Raw genomic sequence first — 22954 nt, 5'->3', positions numbered from 1 at the left:
TCAGTCCTCCACCACCCAGGTATCCTTGGTACCGCCGCCCTGCGACGAGTTGACCACCAGCGAGCCTTCTTGAAGGGCCACGCGGGTCAGGCCGCCGGGTACCAGCCGGGTTTCGCTGCCCGACAGCACGAACGGGCGCAGGTCGATGTGGCGCGGCGCGATGCCGCTGTCGACGAAGGTCGGGCATGTGGACAGACACAGGGTAGGTTGTGCGATGTAGGCATGTGGGCGGGCCTTGATGCGGGCGCGGAAGTCCTCGATCTGTGCGCTGGTCGCCGCTGGCCCGACCAACATGCCATAGCCACCGGAACCCTGGGTCTCCTTGACCACCAGTTCGGGCAGGTGGGCCAGGACGTGGGACAGCTCTGCAGGCCTGCGGCACTGCCAGGTAGGGACGTTGTTCAGGACCGGCTCTTCGCCCAGATAGAAGCGGATCATGTCGTCGACATAGGGGTAGATCGATTTGTCGTCCGCTACCCCGGTGCCGACCGCGTTGGCCAGCACCACGTTGCCAGCGCGGTACACCGAGATCAGCCCCGGCACGCCCAGCATCGAGTCAGGGTTGAACGACAGCGGGTCGAGGTAATCGTCGTCCAGGCGGCGATAGATCACGTCCACCTGTTGAGGACCGGCGGTGGTACGCATGTAGACGTGCTCGTCTCGGATGAACAGGTCCGCACCCTCTACCAGTTCGATGCCCATTTCCCGGGCCAGGAAGGCATGCTCGAAATAGGCACTGTTGAAGCGGCCAGGGGTGAGCAGCACGGCAGTGGGGTTGTCCAGTGGGCTGGCGCTCTTGAGTGTGTCCAGCAGCAGGTTGGGGTAGTGGTCGATAGGGGCGATACGTTGGGCGGCGAACAGCTCGGGGAACAGCCGCATCATCATCTTGCGGTCTTCGAGCATGTAGCTGACCCCACTGGGGGTTCGCAGGTTGTCCTCCAGCACGAAGTAGCTGCCATCCCCATCACGGACAAGGTCGACGCCGGCGATGTGAGCATAGAGCCCACGGTGCAGTCCCAGGCCCTGCATGGCGATCTGGTAGCCCTCATTGGCCAGCACCTGCTCCGGCGGAATGATGCCGGCCTTGAGGATGCGCTGGTCGTGGTAGATATCCTGCAGGAACAGGTTCAGGGCGTGCACCCGCTGAATACAGCCGCGCTCGACCATGCGCCATTCGCTGGCGCGAATACTGCGCGGGATGATGTCAAAGGGGATCAGGCGCTCGGTGTCCTGTTTGTCACCGTACAAGGTGAAGGTGATACCGGCCCGGTGAAACAGCAGGTCAGCTTCACGTCGGCGTTGCTCCAGCAACTCCAGCGGGGTGTTTGCCAGCCAGCGGGCGAACTCCTGGTAATGCGGTCGGCAACTTCCGTTTGTATCGTACATTTCATTGAAAAATGCCCGGGACATACCCACTCCTTGCCACCGTTGCCGGCAGCTTCATTGCGGTTCATCTACGTATTTCAGGGTGTGGCCTTGCGGGTCGGTGGGTGCTGTGTCTGTGGCAAGCCTCGAATCCGATCAAGTGCTGGTGCGTTGTGCACCAAAGGGGCCGTTGCAATGAAGGTGCCGAAAGCCCGCGCAGCTGCGCAATAGCAGGGATGGGTTAGTAAATTATTGAAATTGCAAGATTTTCGGGTGCATTCAACAACTGCTCAGCGCGCAGCCGTGCCTCAAAAAAAGGCGCGTCATGCTCCGGGCTGCAACTTTTGGCCCGAATTGGAGCGAGCCCATCCGCGCCTGGATGCATAGCTGTTGATTTTAGCCAATATTCATTTAATGTAGAGAAGTAAACATATTATGTTGAGCTTTCTACATGATCGATTGGTCGCTACTGATTCTCGGTTTGCCGACGGCCAATGCCACCGAGCGCATGCGTGCCTGGAGAAGCCTGAAGGCCTCGGGCGCAGCAGTGCTGAGGGATGGTGTTTACCTGCTGCCCGCACAGTGCGCAGGTCGGGAAGTTTTCGAAGCGGTCGAGCGAGATGTGCTGGCCATCAACGGCACGGCATTTCTCCTGTCGCTGCCTGAACGTGAGGAGCGCTTCAGCAGGCTGTTCGACAGGAGCGACGAGTACGCCAGGCTGATGGAAAAAATTGCCGGCTGCACGGCTGAGCTGGTGCCAGACAATGCGCTGCAGACAGCCCGGCAGGTGCGCAAGCTCAGGAAGGCTTTCAGCCAGTTGGCGGCGATCGATTTTTTCCCGGGTGAGCCCAAGGCGCGAGCCGACTCGGCGCTGCAGGAGCTCGAAGCCGCGATTGGCCGCGCACTGTCTTGCGATGAGCCGAGCGCCCACGATGAGGCCATCGTCCGACTGGAACGCAACGACTACCAGGGCCGCACTTGGGCCACCCGCAAGCGCCCATGGGTGGATCGGCTGGCCTGTGCCTGGCTGATTCGTCGCTTCATCGATGCCGACGCCCGGTTCATCTGGTTGGACAGCCCTGAAGACTGCCCGGGCGATGCGCTGGGCTTCGATTTTGATGGGGCCAGGTTCAGCCATGTCGGGCAGCGGGTGTCGTTCGAAACCCTCATCGAGAGCTTTGCCGTACAGCAGCCAGGCCTGGCACGCCTGGCCGCTGTCATTCACTACCTGGATGTGGGAGGCAACCAACCCTCCGAAGCACCAGGCATCGAACGTGTCCTCGCGGGCTTGAGACAAAGCATTGGCGATGACGATCAATTGACAAGGGTCGCCGGGGGCATCTTCGATGGCCTGCTGACGGCTTTCGCGAGTGAGGAAGCGCAAAATGGTTGATAGCACCTCGGCAGTGGGCGAACAGCCACCATCGCAAGCGGTACAGCGGCCGATCGGACTGTTCGAAGCATTCCTGTTCTGGCTCAAGCTGGGCTTCATCAGTTTTGGTGGGCCTGCCGGGCAGATCTCGATCATCCACCAGGAGCTGGTTGAGCGCCGGCGCTGGATCAGCGAGAAGCGGTTCCTCCATGCGCTGAACTACTGCATGTTGTTGCCAGGCCCCGAGGCACAGCAGCTGGCCACCTACATCGGTTGGCTCATGCACCGCTCCTGGGGTGGGGTAATTGCCGGCGCATTGTTCGTATTGCCCTCGCTGTTCATCCTGATTGGCTTGTCCTGGGTCTACATCGCCTTTGGCGAGGTCCCGGTGGTGGCAGGGATCTTCTACGGCATCAAGCCCGCAGTAACGGCCATTGTCGTTCACGCGGCTCACCGCATCGGCTCGCGCGCGTTGAAGAACGGCTGGCTGTGGGCCATGGCCGCAGCGTCGTTCATGGCCATCTTCGCCCTTGATGTGCCGTTCCCGCTAATCGTGCTGGTTGCCGGCATCATTGGCTATGTGGGCGGTCGCGTCGCCCCCGACAAGTTCGTGGTTGGTGGTGGTCACGGGGCTGCCAGGAACAGCTACGGCCCGGCCCTGATCGACGACGACACACCAACACCTGAGCATGCGCGTTTTCGGGGCGGGCATTTGCTGCGTCTGGCCCTGATCGGCGCAGTCCTCTGGACCTTGCCCATGGGGCTGCTGACCCTGACATTTGGCTGGGCCGGCACCCTGACGCAAATGGGCTGGTTCTTCACCAAGGCCGCACTGCTGACCTTTGGTGGGGCCTACGCCGTGCTGCCCTACGTCTATCAAGGTGCCGTCGGGCATTATGGCTGGCTGTCACCCACCCAGATGATCGATGGCCTTGCCTTGGGAGAAACCACGCCAGGGCCATTGATCATGGTGGTAGCCTTCGTCGGCTTTGTCGGTGGCTATGTGCATCCGATGTTCGGTGAGCAAACCCCGTTCCTGGCCGGTGCAGTCGCGGCGAGCCTCGTCACCTGGTTCACCTTCTTGCCATCGTTCCTGTTCATCCTGGCCGGCGGCCCGTTGGTGGAGTCGACCCACAACGAGATGAAGTTCACTGCACCGCTGACGGGGATCACGGCCGCAGTCGTGGGGGTGATCCTGAACCTTGCCATGTTCTTCGGCTACCACGTGCTCTGGCCAAACGGTTTCAGCGGGGCGTTCGACTGGCCTTCGGCGCTGATCGCCGTTGCTGCCGCCGTGGCCCTGTTCCGCTTCAGGCGTGGCGTGATCCAGGTACTGTTCAGCTGCGCCTTGGCCGGTGTGGCGGTCCATGTGTTGCGTGGTTGATACCGGTTCTTTCCATGTCCGCCTTCGGCCGATAGCGGTAACCATCAGGTAATGGGCTTGGCCATTTCCGACGTACCCGTCCAGCCGGCTTGCTCATAGACCGGTTTACCCGTTTCGGTGGCGTGCAGGACAGCGAAGGTGATACCTCGGCGAGCGAACTCGGCGTCGGCAGCCTGCATCAAGGCCGACGCCAGGCCGCGGCGCCGGTAGGCCGGCTGGACGAACACATTCAGCACGTACCCACGCTTGTCTACGGTCGGGTGCGATGGATGGGGAGGCCAGTCAATGCTCATCAGGCCAATGGCTGCGACCGGTTGGTCGCCATCCAGGAGCTTGAAACCGTAATACCGGCCGTCACCGAGCCGCTCCTCCAGCCATGGGCGAAAGTGCTGAGTCATGGTTTGCAGGTTTTCAGGGTCGCCACCTGCCTCAAGAAACATCTCCTGGCGATGCGAGCAGATCATTTCTGCGTCAGCGGGCCCGACGGGCCGGCACTCCAAGCCTGAAAATTCTGCACATCCCTGTAGTTCGATCATCGTTTATCCAGTGTCAGTGGCCGATTCATGGGAAGCAGCCTATGGCACCTTCAGGCTTGCTTGCAATGGCTTGGTTCAATGCCTGCGCCGGCCAGACGGATGGATTCGATTGTGTCGAGCGTTCACTGTAGGGCGAGACAGGGGATTTCCTTACTGGCCGCAGGTTACGGCTGACCACACTCGACCCCGGACAGCGATCCAAAGCGCTGTAGTCAGTCCCGGCCTCATCGCCGGCAAGCTGCACCACCTCGACCACTCCGGCCTCAAGCCATGTGCAAACACCTGTAGGAGCGGCCTTGTGTCGCGATGGGGCGCGAAGCGGCCCCAGGTTTTCAGCTTCGCAGCAAAGATTGTCGGGGCCGCTGCGCGGCCCATCGCGACACAAGGCCGCTCCTACAAGGGCCAGTGCTGGCTGAAGAGATACCCAAGACAGTTGCTCCCACAGGAATATATTCCTGCGGGAGCCGGCTTGCCGGTCGTCAGCTCCATCGACCTCCAATCCTGCTGCCCGGTCAACTGGAAGACCCTAGGCCGCGAAGGTGAACCAATGGACGTCTCTGCTGACAATGAAATGTCGACCCGTAGAAATGTGGTCGGGCAATTGATCGTGGTGTTTTCCCTGATTCTGCTGTTGGCCCTGCTGCTGGGGCTGTTCTCCCTCTACCGCCTCGCCGAGGCGCTGGACGCCCGACAAGTGGAGCAAAGCCGCTTCTATGCTGGGTCCGCCATGGCCCAGTTACAGAAGAATGACAAGACGTTCCTGCTGACCCATGCCAACTGGCAGGCTGCCTATGATCACTTGGGCGGGCAGGTCGATACACATTGGGCATACGACGAGGACAACGTCGGTGCCACGCTCTATACCTCCGATGGGTATGACGGTGTATATGTGCTCGATGATGACGGGACTCGGTACGCAATCCTGGACGGTAAGCTCAGCCAACAGGGGCTGGAGCGTCATACCGCCAGTGCTGGCAAGATCCTGCAGGAGGCTCGTCAAGCAGCGCAGCACGAACAGGCGTCTTCAGGCTACCTCGTGTTTCGTGGCCAGCCGGCGGTGTACGTCGCCGCGCTGATCCGCCCGCAGACCCAGCCCGCCCAACCGCCGGGACCCACCGCGGTGATGGTGTTCATTCGGGTTCTCTCGCCCGAGGTGCTCTTGCCGCTGGGCCAGTCGGCGGGGTTGTCCGGCCTGGCCGTGGTCGATTCGGCCGATCAGCGCCATGGGCGCGGTGCCCTGCCACTCGAAGGCAGCGGCCATGCCTTGACGTGGGATATACCGCAACCCGGCACCGAACTGATCCAGACGGTAATCGCACCCTTGGCTATTGCGGTACTGCTCATCGCACTGAGCATGGCATTGTTTGCACGCTATGCGATCCGGGCCAGCACCAGGATCGATCGCAGCCACCGTGCCCTGATGACGTCCAGGGCTGCCCTGCAATCGAGCGAAGAGCGCTTCAAGGCCGTGGCCGAAGCCGCGTCGGACTGGATCTGGGAAACGGATGTGCTGCTTCGCCTGACCTACCTTTCGGACCGGTTCACCGAGCTCACCGGGCACCCCGTCGAAGCGTGGCGACAGCGCTCGATCACCGAGTTGCTATCGTGTGATACCAATAACCTCCGCACCTGCCTGCACAGCCTGGCCGCGGCAGGCTCTTCCGGCACGCTGCGCTGCCAGTACCAGGACCATCTCGGCCAACAGCGTATCTGCAGGATCGCTTCTCGCGCGATCGTGGCCGAGGGCGTCTGTACCGGCTTTCGTGGCACTTGCAGCGACATCACCGACGAAGTGGCCGCCCATGCCCAGATCCAGCACCTCTCTTTGCACGACGCCCTGACCGGCCTGCCGAATCGCAACAAGCTGTTCCGTTTCCTCGAGCAATCGGCTCCTGGCGCCGACCAACCCCAGGTGGCGCTGCTGATGCTGGATCTGGACAACTTCAAGCCGATCAACGATAGCCTTGGGCATCCGGCCGGCGACGCGGTGCTGCTGGAGGTAGCGATCCGCCTCGGCCAGGTTACCCGTGACAGTGATCTGGTCGCCCGTCTGGGAGGCGACGAGTTCATCGTCGTGCTCACCCGGCCAGGCGATCACGCAGACATGGACCGATTCTGCATGCGTGTGATCGAGGCGATCAAACGCCCCATTCAGGTCGAAGGGCATGTCGTGCAAGTGGGGGTAAGCCTGGGTGTAGTGCTGTCGGCCGAGTACCCCGGTACGCCGAGCGACCTGATCCGGCACGCCGACGTGGCCTTGTACAGCGCCAAGCAGGCGGGCAAGAACACTTGGCGCTTCTTTTCGGCACAGATGAACGCAGCATTGATGGAGAAGCGTGTGCTGGAAAGCGAACTGCGCGAGGGCATACCGCGTGGTGAACTGGTGCTGCATTTTCAGCCGCGCTTCAAGGTCGATGGGGTCTCGATCGCATCGGCCGAGGCCCTGGTGCGCTGGAAGCACCCGCGCCTGGGCCTGCTCCGACCGGATCGTTTCATCCCGCTCGCCGAAGAGTCCGACCTGATCGTGCTGCTTGGCAACTGGGTGCTGCACGAAGCCTGTATCAAGGCGCGGGGCTGGCCGCAGGCGGTGATGGTCTCGGTCAACATGTCCCCGGCCCAGTTCAGCCGCAGCGATGTGGTCCGCGACGTCGGCGATGCATTGCGCGCCACCGGGCTGCCGGCCCATCGCCTGGAGCTGGAAATTACCGAGAATGTCATGCTCAACGATGTTGAAGGCGCGCTGCACACCATGCTTGCGCTGAAGGAGCTGGGGGTGCGCCTGAACATGGACGACTTCGGCACCGGTTACTCCTCGCTGGGCTACCTGCGTACCTACCCGTTCGACAGCATCAAGATCGACAAGCGCTTCGTGCAGCACCTGGGCAAGAGCGGCAGCGACCGTAGCGTGGTCCAGGCCATCATCAATCTTGGCAACGCAATGGGCATGACGGTCACTGCCGAAGGTGTCGAGACCGCTGAGCAACTGGCCTTGCTCAGCGATGACCAATGCCATGAAGTACAAGGCTTCCTGCTCAGCAAACCGCTGGAAAACGAAGCGTTGATGGGAATGATGAAAGACCAGGTAGCGTTAGCGCGATGACGCTTCCCAGGGGCAGTTTCATTCGGATGCAAACGATGGGTGTTCCCTGCACCATGCCACCGCCAGCTCCTTGAACGCTTCAGCCGAAGGCGTCAGCGGATAGCGCTGATCATGTGCCAGTACGATGCTGTGCGTTGGCAGTTTCTCCTCGGTCGGCCGACAAACCAGCGCTTGGCCATCATAACTGCGGTCACCAAATGGCCGGGTATAGATCAGCGCCACGCCAAACCCGTTGGCGACGAGGCTACGCTGCAACTCGAAGGTGCGCACACGGTGCACAGCGGCGGGTGAGAGATCGTAGAAACTGAACAGGTCCAGCACATGCTGCCAGCTGTGGACCTGATCGGTGACTACCAGGGTGTATTCCGATAGCGCTTTGAGGCTGACGCGCGACTCCTTGGCCAACGGGTGATCGGCCGCCAGCAGTACCTGAGCGGTCAGCTGGCATAGCTGGATGCATCGAGTGTTCGGCGGCAGGCCCAGATCATAGGTGATTGCCAGCTCTATCGCGCCTTCACCCAGCCGCTTCCCGACATAATCGAAGCTGCCTTCGCGCATATCAACCGTGACCCTGGGGCAGGACTCCTGCATCCGCCGCACGATCTGTGGCAGGCAATAGGGCGCCAGGTCTTCAAAACATCCAACCACCAGCTCTCCGACACACTCTCCTGCATTGGCATTGATCTCGGCAAAGGTCCGAGCCTCGGTCAGGACGCGACGGGCCTGGGCCATGACGGTACGACCGAACGGGGTCAACGAAATGCCGAGGCCACGTTGGCGCACGAAAATCGATTGGCCCAGCACCTCTTCCAGTTCGCTGATGGCCGCCGAAATGGAGGGCTGTGAAACATGAAGCTCCATGGCGGCAGTCGTCAGGTTACCGTGCTTGGCCGCTGCGAGTGCATAGCGCAGTTGCCGCAGTGTGAACTTCATAGGTTTTTCCGTTGTGATACATCAGGACATATTATTTTATCCTTTTTTGAGGTTGTGAAATATTTCTCCTGCGCAGTGGCCGCCGCTCACAGGCGCCACGCCGATGCCGATTGCAAGGCTCATCAGCCAGTTTGGCGACCCTCTCTGGGCCGGATGCCCTCGACTACTGCAATCCATGTTCTTGTTTGGGAGCATCACAATGAAAATTACAAAGGCTCTGCTGACCACGACACTATCTTTCGGGCTGCTGGCGGCCGCTGGCGCCAGCCAGGCGGCCGGCTGGTGCGAGTCTGGCAAACCGGTGAAATTCGCCGGGTTGAACTGGGAAAGCGGGATGCTGCTCACGGATGTGATGCAGTTCGTGCTGAAAAATGGTTATGGCTGTGATACCGACAGCCTGCCGGGCAACTCCATCTCCATGGAAAACGCCCTGAGCAGCAATGATATCCAGGTGTTTGCCGAAGAGTGGGTAGGGCGCAGCGAGGTCTGGAACAAGGCTGCGGCTGCCGGCAAGGTCGTTGGCGTCGGCGCCCCGGTCGTTGGCGCGGTCGAAGGCTGGTACGTGCCGCGTTATGTGATCGAAGGCGACGCCAAGCGCAAACTCGAAGCCAAGGCACCCAACCTCAAGACCATCGCCGATCTTGGGCAATACGCCCAGGTATTCAAGGACCCGGAAGAACCGGACAAGGGGCGCTTCTACAATTGCCCGGCCGGCTGGACCTGCGAGCTGGACAACAGCGAGATGCTCAAGCGCTACGGCCTGGAAAGCAGCTACACCAACTTCCGCCCGGGCACCGGCCCGGCACTGGATGCCGCCGTATTGTCGAGCTACAAGCGTGGTGATCCGATCCTGTTCTACTACTGGTCGCCGACGCCGCTGATGGGCCTGGTCGACCTGGTCAAACTGGATGAGAAGCCAGGCGTGGATAAAACCCTGACCATCAAAGTGGGCCTGTCGAAGGCCTTCCACGAGCAGGCGCCGGAGCTGGTGGCGGTGCTGGAAAAGGTCAATCTGCCGATCGACCTGCTGAACCAGAACCTGGCGCGCATGAGCAAAGACCGTATCGAGTCGCCGGAACTGGCCAAGTTGTTCCTCAAGGAGCACCCCGAGGTCTGGCATGGCTGGGTCAGCGAAGACGCAGCCAAAAAGGTGGACGCGGCACTTTGAGCGTGTGGGCTGGTCCGGCTCCTGCCGGACAAGGCACGCGACAGTCCGTTTCATGCACTTGCTCGAGAGAATTCCATGTTTCCCAAGAACTTCACGTTTTCCATTGCCGACTGGGTCAATGGCTGGGTCGATGCGCTGGTAACCAACTACGGTGACGTGTTCCGGCACATCTCCGACACCCTGCTGTGGGCCATCGTCAACCTCGAAGGCCTGCTGCGCGCGATGCCCTGGTGGCTGATGCTGGCAGTCGTCGCCGGTATTGCCTGGCATGCCACCCGTAAAGTCGCGACCACTGCCGTGATCGTCGGCTTACTGTTCCTGGTTGGTGCGGTCGGCCTCTGGGACAAGCTGATGCAGACCCTGGCGCTGATGCTGGTAGCAACGCTGATATCGGTCCTGGTCGGCATTCCGCTGGGTGTGCTGTCGGCGCGCAACGATCGCCTGCGGGCGGTTTTGATGCCGCTGCTCGACATCATGCAGACCATGCCCAGTTTCGTGTACTTGATACCGGTCCTCATGCTGTTCGGCCTGGGCAAGGTGCCGGCGATCTTCGCCACCGTCATCTATGCCGCGCCGCCGCTGATTCGCCTGACCGACCTGGGCATTCGCCAGGTGGACGGCGAGGTCATGGAGGCGATCAACGCTTTCGGTGCCAACCGCATGCAGCAACTGTTCGGCGTGCAGCTGCCACTGGCGTTGCCGAGCATCATGGCCGGTATCAACCAGACCACCATGATGGCCCTGTCGATGGTAGTCATCGCCTCGATGATCGGTGCCCGTGGCCTGGGTGAAGACGTCCTGGTCGGCATCCAGACGTTGAATGTGGGCCGCGGCCTCGAAGCGGGCCTGGCCATCGTGATTCTGGCGGTCGTGATCGACCGTATTACCCAGGCCTATGGCCGACCACGGCATGGGGTGGGCAAATGAGCGCCAAACAGACGATGAACAAGATCGAAGTCAAGAATGTCTTCAAGATCTTCGGTGCTCGCGCCGAAGATGCCCTGAAACTGATCCGCCAGAAGAAGGCCAAGGACCAGGTCCTGGTCGAAACCGGCTGCGTGGTAGGGGTCAACGATCTCTCGTTGTCCATCGGCAGCGGCGAGATCTTCGTGATCATGGGGCTTTCGGGTTCGGGCAAGTCGACCCTGGTGCGCCACTTCAACCGCCTGATCGACCCGACCAGCGGCGAGATCCTGGTCGATGGCGAAGACATTCTGCAGTACGACATGCAAGCCTTACGCGAATTCCGCCGGCACAAGATCAGCATGGTGTTCCAGAGTTTTGGCCTGTTGCCGCACCGCACCGTGCTGGACAACGTCGCCTACGGCCTGAAAGTCCGTGGCGAGAACAAGGCCAAGTGCACAGAGCGCGCCCTGCACTGGATCGACACCGTGGGCCTGAAGGGGTACGAAAAGTCGTACCCGCACCAGTTGTCGGGCGGCATGCGTCAGCGTGTCGGCCTGGCCCGCGCTCTGGCTGCCGACACCGACATCATCCTGATGGACGAAGCCTTCAGTGCGCTTGACCCGCTGATTCGCGCCGAAATGCAGGACCAGTTGCTGGAACTGCAGAAGACCCTGCACAAGACCATCGTGTTCATCACCCACGACCTGGACGAGGCGGTGCGTATCGGCAACAGGATTGCCATTCTCAAGGACGGTCGCCTGGTCCAGGTCGGCACGCCGAAAGAAATCCTCTACCAGCCTGCGGACGAATACGTCGATCGTTTCGTGCAGCGTCGCGTAGCTTCGCTTTAAGGAACCGCGTGTATGTCGTTTGCTGAAAGAATCATCATCGCCGAAGCGCCCGTGCGTTGGCAGGATGTGGTAGCTGTGGCCCGGCATGGCGCGAAGCTTGAGCTGGCCCCATCGGCCTGGGCGCGGATCGAGAACGCCCAGGCGATCGTCCAGCGCATCGTTGCCAGCGGTGACCGCGCCTATGGCGTCAACACCGGGCTTGGTGCCTTGTGCAATGTCTCGTTGCAGGACGAACAACTCAGCCAGCTGTCGCACAACACCTTGCTCAGCCATGCCTGTGGCGTGGGTACGGCGCTGTCGGACGAACAGACCCGGGCGATAATGTGCGCGGCGATCATCAACTTCTGCCAGGGCCGTTCCGGCCTGCAGCGCAAGGTGGTCGAGGCACTGCTGACCCTGCTCAACCAGCACATCACGCCGCAGGTGCCGAAACAGGGGTCGGTGGGCTATCTGACCCACATGGCGCATATCAGCATCAGCTTGCTGGGCGTCGGCCAGGTCAGCTATCGCGGCCAGATCATGCCGGCGCAGCAGGCCTTGGCCGAGGTCGGCCTGGCGCCGGTCAAACTGGGTGCCAAGGATGGCCTGTGCCTGGTCAACGGTACCCCTTGCATGACCGGCCTGAGCTGCCTGTCTTTGGATGACGCCACCCGGTTGAGCCAATGGGCGGACGTCATCAGCGCCATGAGCTTCGAGGCCTTGCGCGGTCAAGTCGATGCCTTCGATCCTGAAATCATCGCGATGAAACCGCACCCCGGCATGCAGCGCGTGGGCAGTAACCTGCGGCGCCTGCTCGACGGCAGCGAAATCATTGCCAGCAGCCAAGGCATTCGCACCCAGGACGCCTTGAGCATTCGCTCGATTCCGCAGGTTCATGGCGCCGCGCGCGATCAGCTGGAACACGCTGCGCGGCAGATCGAAACCGAACTCAATTCCACCACCGACAACCCGATGCTGCTGGGTACGCCCGAGTCGTATCGGGTGGTTTCCCAGGCGAACCCGCACGGCCAGTCGGTGGCCATGGCGGCCGACTTGCTGGCTATCGCGGTGGCCGAGATCGGGGCGATTGCCGAGCGTCGTCTCGATCGCCTGATCAATCCGTTGGTCAGCGGTTTGCCGGCCTTTCTGGTCAGCCAGCCGGGGGTGAACTCGGGCATGATGATCGTTCAGTACGTGGCCGCTTCACTGTGTGCGGAAAACCGTCAGCTGGCACAACCGGCAGTCGTTGACAACTACGTCACCTCCGGCCTGCAGGAGGATCATCTGAGCATGGGCACCAATGCCGGGTTGAAGTTGCACCGCGCCCTGGAGAACTGCACGCAGATCCTCGCCATCGAATACCTGCTGGCGGCCCAGGCATTTGAATTTCTCAAGGAGCAGCGCTTTGGCGCAGGTACCAGCGTTGCCTGGCGGTTGTTGCGCGAACGGGTCCCCGCGTATGCCCAGGACCGTTGGCTGGCCCCGGATATTGCCAGCAGCGCATCGATCCTGAAGGATCCGGGCCTGCTTGGCGCTGCATTCCCCGAGCTGCTATGACCGATGCAAGGGTCACTCATGGCTTCGGATCGTGAGGGTCGAAACCTGTGCAATCGGGGGGTAAATGCCCCCTGATTGCGTACGACCAATAAAACGTTGACTTTGCGCGCGCCCAGGAACATTCATGATCCCAGAGGCATTGATGTTCGAGGTGAGATCATGGCGCAGACCGACGTACTCATTGTCGGAGCCGGCCCGACCGGGCTGGTTCTTGCTCTTTGGCTCAACAGGCAAGGCGTCGGCGTAAGGATCATCGACAAGAGCAGTGGGCCGGGTGAAGCTTCTCGTGCCATGGCTGTTCAAGCCCGCACGCTGGAGCTCTATCGCCAGCTCGATCTGGCCGAGCCAGTGATAGAGGCCGGCTATAAAACCCCAGCCATGAACATGTGGGCACGCGGCCGGCACAGGGCGCGTATACCCTTGGGCGACGCAGGCAAAGAAGTTTCTGCGTATCCTTTCGTGTTGGTCTATCCCCAGGACCGCCATGAGCGCCTGCTGGTGCAGCAGCTCCAGTCACTCGGCGTGGATGTGGAACGGCAGACCGAACTGCTGTCTTTCGAGGAGGGTGAAAGCAATGTCACGGCCGTCCTGAAACATGCTGATGGGCGAGAGGAATCCTTCACTGCGGCTTTTATGGCCGGGTGCGATGGCGCTCGGTCGCTTGTTCGGCAAGCGATCGGCAGCGGTTTCGAGGGCGGCACCTACAAACAGCTTTTCTATGTTGCGGATGTCAGGGTCAATGGTGTCGAGCCGGCGGGTGAGGGGCATATCGCTTTTGACAAATCCGATTTCGTGCTGCTTTTGTGCTATGGCGAAAAGGACCAGTACCGCCTGATTGGCACTGTGCGTGACGAGCGAGCCGAGCATCCTGAACATCTGACGTTCGCGGACGTTGGTCATGATGCCATCAACGGGTTGAACCTGAAGATTACCGCCGTGAACTGGTTTTCCACCTACCGTGTTCACCATCGCGTTGCGGACCATTTCCGCCGTGGCCGGGCGTTTCTGCTCGGCGATGCTGCGCATGTGCATAGCCCGGCGGGAGGGCAGGGCATGAACACCGGCATTCTGGACGCGATCAACCTGGCATGGAAGTTGGCCGCGGTGTTGAAAGGGAAGGCGCCCGACACATTGCTCGACAGCTACCAGATCGAACGCCAGGCATTTGCCCGCACGCTGGTGGAGACAACTGACAAACTGTTCACCTTCGTTACCGCTCAGGGCGGATTTGCCGACTTTGTACGTACTCGCATCGCGCCGCTCTTCGCCAGTGTTGCGTACAAGAGCGAAAACGTCCGCGAGTACCTGTTCCGAGTGGTTTCGCAAACCACACTCGATTACCGCGAAAGCCCGCTGAGCCAGGGCAAGGCCGGTGGCGTTGAGGGCGGTGATCGCCTGCCTTGGCTGTCTGTGGGCACCGAGGACAACTACGCTTCACAGGCAGCCATTCAGTGGCAAGTACATGTTTACGGTGAAGCCAAGGCCGACTTGACCCGATGGTGCGCAAGGCACGGTATTGCACTGCATGTTTTCGCTTGGGAGCAGGCGTACGAGAAAGCCGGCGTTGCCAGAAATGCTGCTTACCTGTTGCGGCCTGACAACTATGTCGCGCTGGCTGATCCCGAGGGGGAGGTTAGTACCTTGAGCCGATATTTCGAGGCGCATGGAGTGATGCCATGAGCAGCGCCGACCAGCCTTGCGCAGGTTATGGTCGACATTGAGTCTGCCGCATTGCCACCTGCCACTCCGATGGAATTATTCCCGCCCTGTATGCTCAATAGCGCATGAACTATCGATGCCGGGATTGTTTGGGTACTGGCAAATATACGTGAGCTACGTGAACTATGTGAGCTCTGCATCCAGTCCACTTGTTCGGAGGTATTGCCATGCAGCCGGAAACTGAAGGCTCTGAGGAAAAGGGGCCAAGCGACGTACCGTTCATCAACGATCCGGAAAAGCCCACCTCGCCGCCCTTGAACGACGCTGATGCCACGGATGCTGCCGAGGCGGAGGAAGAGATTCAGGATGACGGCGAATCCATTTGGCCATGAGGAGTGGACGATGGACAATTATCACCTCAGCCCGACATCGGATGGTTGGGAGTTGAAGAAAGTCGGTGCTGAACGAGCTTCCAAACGAGCGGCGACGAAGCAGGAACTAATCAATGCCCTTGCGGATTTCTTCGATGGCAAGACGGCATCAGTGAAGATCCACAGGGCGGATGGCACCCTCGAAGAGGAACGCACCTATCCACGTTCGGCTGACCCACGCCGTAGCAAAGGTTGAAGATTTCAAAAAAGAGGCCAGGGTGCCATGCACCCTGGCCGAACTCATTTCAAGTTAGCGGTTTTCGCTACCACGGCCGCCGCCGTGACTGTTCTCTCCGCCTTTGCGCCCAGCCTCGGAGGCGCGTTCACGGTCGTTGGCAAAGTTGCCCCCGGAGCTCTGGCCGCCTTTGCGACCTGCCTCCGACGCCTTCTCACGGTCATTGGCGAAATTGCCTGGATTGTTCTGGGCGGAACCACCTTGGCGGCCACGATTGCTTTGATTGTCAGCCATGATCTTTCACCTCATGTCGTCACACAGGAAAGTCTGTGTTCAACTCCGACTTCAAGCAGACAGCGATTTGCTCCCCGGCTTTGCGCTTGGGCCGACGGGTTGCGCGAAAGAACTCGTGCGGGCATTTGTGGCGCCGCAGAGCTTTGTTCGCCAACTTTTGGAACTGATTTGCCTTGCGTCGAGTTTGACAGCACAGTTGTTCAGCTCCTGCGGCGTGAATGGGTGATCGCAAAACCTATGATGACCGCAAGCGCCGCTGCGCCGATCACTAGAGGCGTCGTGTCTTTTTTTGGCTTCCTCCAGCCGCCGTCGATACTCCTCCTGCCACTCGGCGGCTCAAAGAGGTTGCCTGATGAGGTTTCGGCTTTGGGGCTGCGGTTTATCCCCCAACGCGTCAGCCACCCCGATAACAGCGGCAGGCCTGGTACCAGGTAGCTGGCCAGATGCGCGAGGCGAGCCGTGGCGCCGACCGTGGTGTGAGCTCGAGGTGAGATTGCGCAGGCCACCATGGCCTTTGCCACAAGTTCGGGATCATATACAGGGCCTGGAGGTGTCAGCGCATGTCCTGTGTAGTTGCCGCCGTCTCGGAAGCCCGGTGTGTCCATGACTGCCGGATAGATATCGCACACGTGGATGTCGGGAAACTCCGTCAATTCCCCTCGCAGTGCCTCGGTCAGGCCACGCAAGCCGAACTTGCTCGCCGAGTACGCGGCTGCATAGGGTTGGGCCACCCAACTGCCCAGGGACAGCGTATTGATCAGGATGCCGCTGCCTTGGCGCTTGAAGAGAGGAAGGGCTACAAAAGCGCCGCGCAGGTAACCCAACAGGTCAGTCTGAATCACCTGCTCATGGGCCTCCAGTGGTGTTGCCTCGAAGTTGCCCACCGCGCCAACGCCGGCGTTGTTGATCCAGATATCGATCCGTCCGTGGCCAAATTCTGCTGCCCGGGCGGCCAGCGCTTGCACCTGGTCGTTGCGGGTGACATCGGTCGTGATCGCTATGGCATCCGTACCGCAGTCGGTGCATTCATCCAGGACGTCGAACAACGCTTCTTCATCGCGCGCAGCGAGCACCAGGCGAGCCCCCTTGCAGGCAAATGCGTGCGCGGTGGCACGGCCGATACCGCTGGAAGCGCCAGTTATCACCACGACTTTGCCACGCAGCGGCCCTCTGCTCGGGTAGCCCCCGCGGGGCGATTCCCGCTCCGTGGCAGACTTGTTGTGCTCGTCAAGTGGCGCGAACGTTTCGCTGGCCTCGATCCTGGAGATTTCAAGGGCGGTACCATCGACCAAGGTCAACGTCAGCCCTTCAATCGTGCCTGCCTCCCGGTTCGGAAACACCGGTTCGCCTTCGGCATCCACGCTGTCGTAGATGAAGCGCGTACCTTCGATCCACCCAACGGCGGTCAAAAGCTCAGGGCCCAGGTAATACTTGCCGTCTTGAAAGAAGCCTGGGAACTGATGCGCCCGCTCGATGTTTTCCACGCGATAGCGTTCACCTGCTTTCATGCCTGTCGCTTGATCGATCATTTTGCGAACCCCTGTAGGTGGATTGCCTTCAGCCGCATGTTTGCGTGCCAGGTATGCAGGGGAAGCCCGGGCGGACAGCAAAGTTCAGACCAACAAGTCCGGCGGTACTGAAAAATTGCCTCGATTGTGCCGCAGCCAGCAGTGCAAGAGGGCGAACAGTTGGGGGGGGGGGAGACTGTGCCAGGCTAAACCGCCGGGGCGCCATGGCCGTTCAGAAACGGCGGTGCGGATTCAGCGGGCTTTTTCCAGGTGTTCGAACTGGCATTGCATCTGAGCATCTTTGAGGCTCAGCTCAAACTCAACCAAGCCGTCATGCACTTGCTGCAAGGCCTGGATCTGCCCCATCAATTCCTGCTTTTTGTTAGCGATGGCCTGCATGGCCAGATCCCGAGGCAGCTCCTGGCCGCGATGATCCTGCAGAATGGCCTGCATTTCCTTGAGCTTGAAACCGAGTTGCTGAGCGCATTTGATGAAGGTCAGCAGCTCTACGCTTTGCTGGCTGTAGATGCGGTACTTGCCTTCGCGTTGCGGGGGTGGCAACAGGCCGATTTCTTCGTAATGTCGAATGCTTTTGACGGTTGTGCCCGACAGCTGGGCGGCTTTGCCGATGTACATGAAAATCCCTTTTTTTGACGCATCAGAAGCAAAAAGATGTCGCGCGTTCTGACAGGCGCGCAAATCTTTGCACAAGCGTCAAGGGGTGGGAAGCCAGGTTGGACAAGGTGTCACAGCAGGGAGGCCCGGCTGGGCAGCACAGGTGCGCGGCCTGACCGGGGCCGATCAGCGGCTGGCGACTGCCTGGACCTGTTTGAGCCAGGCTTCACGCTGTTCCGGCCTGGAGCCCAATACCGGACCGAAGGTCAGGGTTTTCAGGGGTTTTATGCCGCAGAACTCCAGGGTGGTCTTGCGCATTTGGTGCAGGCCCGGCATGCGATACACCCACCGGTAGTACCATGGCGGCGTGTCCATGGTCACCAAAAGGTGAGCCGTGCGGCCCTTGAGCAGCTTATCCGGGAAGGGCGAGCCCTTGCGGTACTTGAAGGCAAAACCGGGCAGAAACACGCGGTCGAAGAACCCTTTGAGCAACGCCGGAATGCCGCCCCACCAGATCGGGTACACCAACGTCAGGTGTTCGGCCCAGGTAATGTCGTTCTGTGCGTCGATCAAATCGGGCTCAAGCAACTGGATCTGGTTATAGCCATCGTGCAAGACCGGATCGAAATCCAGGGTGTCCAGGCGCAGCAGGCGCACCTCGTGGCCTGCTTCCTTGGCAGCCTCGACATAACGTTCGGACACAGCGCCGCAAAAGCTGTCGTTCGAAGGGTGGCCGAGGATTACGAGCATGCGTTTGCTCTTCATGACAAACTCCAGGTAATGAAGTGCCAAGGGTAAAGTCTGCCCCTTACGGTAGAGTCAAGCCTTGCCGGTTAGCGGTAGAGACAAACAGTCCAGCAGCGCTCGGGTGTAGTCCGGCAAAGCGTCGAATGAGCGGGCCCAGAAACGCAATGTGCGTTGAGCCCGCACTCGCACCTGCAAGCGCCAACCGGCTTGCATGGCTTGCGCCTCCAGATCGACGGCGAGGGTACTGTTGGCATTGAGGGCGACATAAGTGTGGCCGAGGGTGCCGTTGAGCGTCAGGGTGTCGTTCTGGAATACGCCTATGCCAAACGAGTGTGATGGGCTCCGTCTACCGGTAACACCACGCCATTGACGAAGGAGCCCGCCTCGCTAGCGAGCATGATCACCGGGCCAAGCAGTTCGTCCAGTTGGCCCAGGCGTCGAGATGGCATCGAGCGTATGGCTGCCTGCCCCTTTTCGCTGGCGAAAAATGCCTGGCTCATTTCTGTTTCGAACCAGCCGGGGGCAATGGCATTGACCCGTATGCCAAAGCGCATCAGGTCATTGGCAAGTGCGCGGGTCAACTGGACAACTGCGCCCTTGGACGCTGCATAAACACTGTAACCGGGCTGCACCCCGAGGCCGAGTATCGAGGCGATGTTGATGATCGCTCCCGGGCGCTTTGCCTCGGCAAGCCGACGTGCGGCCTCCTGGGATACACGCCAGATCCCCTTGAAGTTGGTGTCCAGCACCGCATCCATCGAGATTTCGTCGGTCTCCAGGAAGGGGGCAGGGGCCGCGATACCGGCATTGTTGATAATGATGTCGCACACGCCGACCTGGGCTGCCGCAGCGTCGAACGCGGCACGTACGCTGTCACTGGAGGTCACATCCATGGCGACAGCGATGGCCTTGCCACCGCTGTTGTGGATGTCGTGCACCAGCGCCTCGATCCGGTCGAGCCGGCGAGCCGAAGCCACGATCGTGGCGCCAGCCTGCGCCAGGCCGCGGGCGAGACAATAACCGATACCGCTCGAAGCCCCGGTGACGAGAGCGACTTTACCAGCCAGCGAAAAACGTTCATTAACCATCGTATCTTCTCCAAACAACGGAAATTTCAGTTTCCAGGGGCAATGAGGTCCAAGCCCATTTGCGAGAGCGGCCGGGCCAGCTCACCCGTTTCGTGCGCCCGCGTATTGGAAGCGTTGCCTTCCAGGGCGCGTTTTTTTACACCTTGGGCGATCGCCGCAAGCCGGAAAAAACTGAATGCCAGGTAGAAGTTCCAGTTTTCGATCTTTTCCAGTCCCATGCGCGCGCAATAGTCGGCGACATAGGTATCTTCGTCTGGTATGCCCAATGCGTGGCGGTCGAGGCCGCCCAACCCTCGGATCAGGCCGTCATTCGGCATGCGCCACTGCATGCATTGATAGGCCAGGTCGGCGAAGGGATGGCCTAGAGTGGACAGTTCCCAGTCGACTACCGCGAGGATGCGCGGCTCGGTAGGGTGGAACAGGAAGTTGTCCAGGCGATAGTCGCCATGGACCAGGCTGACGCGTCCGTCGTCTGGTGGCAGCAGCCCCGGTAGCCGCTCGATGAGCTGGTTCATGGCAGGGTTGATATCGGTTTCGCTGGCTTGGTATTGCTGGGTCCAGCGCACGAGTTGCCGCTCGAAATAGTTACCCGCTCGACCATAATCGCCGAGGCCGATGGCTTCGACGTCCAGGCGGTGCATAGCTGCGAGTACGCGGTTCATTTCGTCGTAGTAGGCAGCGCGCTGGGCTTGCTCGATCTCGGGCAATGCAGGGTCCCAGAAAATCCGCCCCTCCACGAAGGACATGATGTAGAAGTCACTGCCGATGATGCTGGCATCCTCGCAGAGGTGGTACGGGTGGGCTACCGGAACCTCGGTGTTGCGCAGGGCTTGCATGACGCGGAACTCACGGTCGATCGCGTGAGCGGACTTCAGCAGTGCGCCCCGTGGTTTGCTGCGTAACACATAATCGGTCCCGCCAGCGCGTAGCCGGTATGTCGGGTTCGACTGCCCGCCAGCGAACTTTTCCAACGCGACGGGGCCGTTGAAACCGGGCAGAACGGCTTCCAGATAGGCGCCCAGGCGCTCGCTGTCGAGGTTTTCAATGTGGGTCATGTAGTCGTTCCTCAAGCTGTGTAGCGTTTGATCACCGCTTTGCCCAGTGAGGCCATGTGCACCTGATCGGGGCCATCGGCCAGGCGAATGGCCCGGGCATTGGCAAAGGCGCGCGGCAGGAAGCTGTCCTGACACAGGCCCAGTGCGCCGTGGGCCTGGATGGCGCGGTCAATGACCTGCTGCGCCATGGTCGGGGCAATGATCTTGATCATCGCGATGAGATCGCGCGCGTCCTTGTAGCTGGTGCGGTCCATCTTGTCGGCAGCCTTCAAGGTCAACAGGCGTGCCTGCTCGATTTCGCACAGCGAGCGCGCGATGTCCTCGCGTATCGAACCTTGCTCGGAGAGCTTCTTGCCGAACGCTACCCGGTGCTCGACCCGGGCGCACATCAATTCCAATGCACGTTGAGCGGATCCGATCAGGCGCATGCAATGATGAATCCGGCCTGGACCCAGCCGGCTTTGAGCAATTTCGAAACCTTGCCCCTCGTCGCCGATCCGGTTGCCAACCGGAACGCGTACATTCTCGAACAGGATCTCGGCATGCCCGTGCGGGGCATCATCGTCACCGAACACGCGCAGGGGGCGCAGTAGCTTGAGGCCGGGGGTATCCATCGGCACGATCACCTGCGTCTGCTGGTGATGAGGCGGGGCATCGGGATCGGTCTTGCCCATCACGATCAGGAACGCGCAACGCGGATCGGGGGCGCCGGTGGTCCACCACTTGTGCCCGTTGATCACGTAGTCATCACCGTCCCGTTCGATGCGGCATTCGATATTGGTGGCATCGGAGGAAGCGACCGCTGGCTCCGTCATGGCGAACGCTGAACGGATTTCACCGTTGAGCAGCGGCAGCAGCCACTGTTGTTTCTGCGCTTCGCTGCCATAGCGGGCCAGCAGTTCCATGTTGCCAGTATCCGGCGCATTGCAGTTGAACACTTCCGGGCCGATGAACGAGCGGCCCATGACCTCGGCCAACGGCGCATATTCCAGGTTGGTCAGGCCCGAGCCGTAGTCGTCGAACTTCGCCAGAAACAGGTTCCACAGGCCTTCGCTGCGCGCACGCGCCTTGAGTTGCTCCATCACCGGAGGAATGACCCAACGGTTTTCGGAGCGCTCGATGAAGTCGTGGTATTCGTGCTCGGCCGGGTATACGTGATCTTCCATGAAACGCTCAAGCCGCCCGAGAAGGTCTCGAACTTTAGGGCTGTATTCAAAGTGCATGCTGTATTCCTCGATAGGACGCGGGGGCGTGTTGCGTTGACGGGGGTTGGAAGCGGGCAGGGTTCATGCGCCAGTGCATTACCGACCGCAAAGCCCCTGGCTTTGACGACTGGAAGTCGTGCTTGTCGGATGAAGGATGTGGGCACATCAGCATTAGATTGCCAATGCATCGCGCAGGGGTTTGAGGATGTCCGCGAAACTGGACATCAGGTAGACAGGCCAAGGGTAAAGGGGGCTGGTCTGCACGATTTGCTCTGCCGCATACAACGTGCCTGTGAGCAAAAGCGTGACCGTGCCGATGAACGCAATTCGGCGCATGAATCTCTCCGAGTCCAGCGATTGGCTGGTTGCCGGTTTTTGTTGTTGGTGATTTGAAGTCTAAAGGCTCCGCGCGGCAGAGATTTAACAGATCACGCCAGAAAATGTGCAATTCATGAATTTGCGTTCGAGGTGTTGAGGCACCGTGGGGCTTTCTGGCCATCGATCTGGCTGTGTGATGCACACCTGAATCTCGGCACGCATTGCCGTTCTCAGGCAGGCGCCGACGGCTTTCTACACGTCAGGGCGGTGAGCCTGCACACCAATGGGGCAGCGACAGCACAGCCGAAAGGGCATTGCCAACGAGCAATTCCACGAATTAGCATAACGATGGTTTTCTTTAATTGTCGCCCGTTCCAGCAATAGCAGTAATCCGGTTGCCCTGTGTGCACTTCGCTCCCGGGATGCGCATCACCCAACTCATTTTCGAGAAATGCCATGTCTGATTACCAAGCACCCCTGCGGGATATGCAATTCATCCTCAATGAAGTATTCGAGGCCAGTAAACTGTGGGGCCAGTTTCCTGCTCTGCACGACTTTATCGACTCGGAAACAGCCGAGGCGATCCTGAACGAGGCAGGCAAGCTCGCAGCCGAGGTACTGGCACCGCTGAATCGTCCCGGTGATGAGCAAGGTTGCCAGTGGCAAGACGGGCGGGTAACGACACCTCAAGGGTTTGTGGAAGCCTAC

21 protein-coding genes and 1 pseudogene are annotated in these 22954 nt (G+C 60.4%); 11 read left to right on the top strand and 11 right to left on the bottom strand.

Annotated elements, in window-relative coordinates:
• The gene (locus J5M58_RS09695) at positions 1–1410 is read right to left on the bottom strand and encodes a circularly permuted type 2 ATP-grasp protein (protein ID WP_112253772.1); all 1410 of its coding nucleotides are present in this window, start codon (positions 1408–1410) and stop codon (positions 1–3) included.
• A gap of 406 nt (positions 1411–1816) precedes the next feature.
• On the opposite strand from J5M58_RS09695, the gene J5M58_RS09690 reads away from it, so the two are divergent.
• A complete protein-coding gene (locus tag J5M58_RS09690) occupies positions 1817–2758 on the top strand; it encodes a chromate resistance protein ChrB domain-containing protein (protein WP_112253771.1) in 942 nt (313 codons plus the stop codon).
• Complete coding sequence (chrA, locus tag J5M58_RS09685) at positions 2751–4121, top strand: chromate efflux transporter (protein ID WP_207877998.1); 1371 nt, start codon at positions 2751–2753, stop codon at positions 4119–4121. The genes J5M58_RS09690 and chrA overlap by 8 nt, the downstream gene beginning before the upstream one ends.
• A 44-nt stretch (positions 4122–4165) precedes the next feature.
• Here the strand turns inward: chrA and J5M58_RS09680 are convergent, their stop codons facing one another.
• Positions 4166–4657, bottom strand: a complete 492-nt coding sequence (locus J5M58_RS09680; RefSeq protein WP_207877996.1) for a GNAT family N-acetyltransferase — start codon at positions 4655–4657, stop codon at positions 4166–4168.
• Between the two features lie 547 nt (positions 4658–5204).
• Between J5M58_RS09680 and J5M58_RS09675 the strand changes: the two genes are divergently transcribed.
• A complete protein-coding gene (locus J5M58_RS09675; protein ID WP_207877994.1) occupies positions 5205–7757 on the top strand; it encodes an EAL domain-containing protein in 2553 nt (850 codons plus the stop codon).
• A gap of 18 nt (positions 7758–7775) precedes the next feature.
• On the opposite strand, the gene J5M58_RS09670 is transcribed toward J5M58_RS09675, so the two are convergent.
• A complete protein-coding gene (locus tag J5M58_RS09670; protein WP_207877992.1) occupies positions 7776–8690 on the bottom strand; it encodes a LysR family transcriptional regulator in 915 nt (304 codons plus the stop codon).
• Between the two features lie 199 nt (positions 8691–8889).
• Between J5M58_RS09670 and J5M58_RS09665 the strand changes: the two genes are divergently transcribed.
• The 7 genes from J5M58_RS09665 to J5M58_RS09635 all read left to right on the top strand — a co-directional run bounded on the left by J5M58_RS09665 (position 8890) and on the right by J5M58_RS09635 (position 15437).
• The gene (locus tag J5M58_RS09665; protein WP_207877990.1) at positions 8890–9858 is read left to right on the top strand and encodes an ABC transporter substrate-binding protein; all 969 of its coding nucleotides are present in this window, start codon (positions 8890–8892) and stop codon (positions 9856–9858) included.
• Between the two features lie 75 nt (positions 9859–9933).
• The gene (locus tag J5M58_RS09660) at positions 9934–10785 is read left to right on the top strand and encodes a proline/glycine betaine ABC transporter permease (protein ID WP_112253765.1); all 852 of its coding nucleotides are present in this window, start codon (positions 9934–9936) and stop codon (positions 10783–10785) included.
• Positions 10782–11615, top strand: coding sequence for a glycine betaine/L-proline ABC transporter ATP-binding protein (locus tag J5M58_RS09655; RefSeq protein ID WP_112253764.1), 834 nt, complete (start codon positions 10782–10784; stop codon positions 11613–11615). Before J5M58_RS09660 ends, J5M58_RS09655 begins: the two co-directional genes overlap by 4 nt.
• A 12-nt stretch (positions 11616–11627) precedes the next feature.
• A complete protein-coding gene (gene hutH, locus J5M58_RS09650) occupies positions 11628–13151 on the top strand; it encodes a histidine ammonia-lyase (protein ID WP_112253763.1) in 1524 nt (507 codons plus the stop codon).
• A 159-nt stretch (positions 13152–13310) separates the two neighbouring features.
• On the top strand, positions 13311–14831 hold the full coding sequence (locus tag J5M58_RS09645) for an FAD-dependent monooxygenase (protein WP_207877989.1): 1521 nt from the start codon (positions 13311–13313) through the stop codon (positions 14829–14831).
• Between the two features lie 206 nt (positions 14832–15037).
• A complete protein-coding gene (locus tag J5M58_RS09640; protein WP_207877988.1) occupies positions 15038–15202 on the top strand; it encodes a hypothetical protein in 165 nt (54 codons plus the stop codon).
• 10 nt (positions 15203–15212) lie between these two features.
• On the top strand, positions 15213–15437 hold the full coding sequence (locus J5M58_RS09635; RefSeq protein WP_207877986.1) for a DUF2188 domain-containing protein: 225 nt from the start codon (positions 15213–15215) through the stop codon (positions 15435–15437).
• A gap of 54 nt (positions 15438–15491) precedes the next feature.
• Here the strand turns inward: J5M58_RS09635 and J5M58_RS09630 are convergent.
• The 8 genes and pseudogenes from J5M58_RS09630 to J5M58_RS09595 form a co-directional block, all read right to left on the bottom strand.
• Positions 15492–15686 (bottom strand): annotated as a pseudogene (locus tag J5M58_RS09630) (general stress protein); the annotation flags it as partial.
• 224 nt (positions 15687–15910) lie between these two features.
• Entirely contained in the window at positions 15911–17239 is a 1329-nt protein-coding gene (locus J5M58_RS09625) for an SDR family oxidoreductase (RefSeq protein WP_112253759.1), read from the bottom strand.
• 231 nt (positions 17240–17470) lie between these two features.
• Positions 17471–17854 carry a MerR family transcriptional regulator gene (locus J5M58_RS09620; RefSeq protein WP_112253758.1) on the bottom strand — a complete coding sequence of 128 codons (384 nt, stop codon included), beginning with the start codon at positions 17852–17854 and terminating at the stop codon, positions 17471–17473.
• Between the two features lie 165 nt (positions 17855–18019).
• Positions 18020–18598 carry an NAD(P)H-dependent oxidoreductase gene (locus J5M58_RS09615; protein WP_207877984.1) on the bottom strand — a complete coding sequence of 193 codons (579 nt, stop codon included), beginning with the start codon at positions 18596–18598 and terminating at the stop codon, positions 18020–18022.
• 299 nt (positions 18599–18897) lie between these two features.
• On the bottom strand, positions 18898–19668 hold the full coding sequence (locus J5M58_RS09610; protein WP_112253756.1) for an SDR family NAD(P)-dependent oxidoreductase: 771 nt from the start codon (positions 19666–19668) through the stop codon (positions 18898–18900).
• 26 nt (positions 19669–19694) lie between these two features.
• Positions 19695–20723 (bottom strand): phosphotransferase, encoded by a 1029-nt coding sequence (locus tag J5M58_RS09605; protein ID WP_207877982.1) that lies wholly within the window; start codon positions 20721–20723, stop codon positions 19695–19697.
• Between the two features lie 11 nt (positions 20724–20734).
• Positions 20735–21946, bottom strand: coding sequence for an acyl-CoA dehydrogenase family protein (locus tag J5M58_RS09600; RefSeq protein WP_207877979.1), 1212 nt, complete (start codon positions 21944–21946; stop codon positions 20735–20737).
• Positions 21947–22099: 153 nt separating this feature from the next.
• The gene (locus J5M58_RS09595) at positions 22100–22264 is read right to left on the bottom strand and encodes a hypothetical protein (RefSeq protein ID WP_190288806.1); all 165 of its coding nucleotides are present in this window, start codon (positions 22262–22264) and stop codon (positions 22100–22102) included.
• Positions 22265–22702: 438 nt separating this feature from the next.
• On the opposite strand from J5M58_RS09595, the gene J5M58_RS09590 reads away from it, so the two are divergent.
• Positions 22703–22954: acyl-CoA dehydrogenase N-terminal domain-containing protein (locus tag J5M58_RS09590; RefSeq protein ID WP_207877975.1), on the top strand; the 252-nt coding region annotated here is incomplete at its 3' end.

This window comes from Pseudomonas sp. 32_A, from assembly GCF_017490905.1.
Lineage (GTDB): Bacteria > Pseudomonadota > Gammaproteobacteria > Pseudomonadales > Pseudomonadaceae > Aquipseudomonas > Aquipseudomonas inefficax.
Note: the sequence above shows the minus strand (reverse complement) of the source record. Positions and strands in the feature narration are given on the sequence as shown.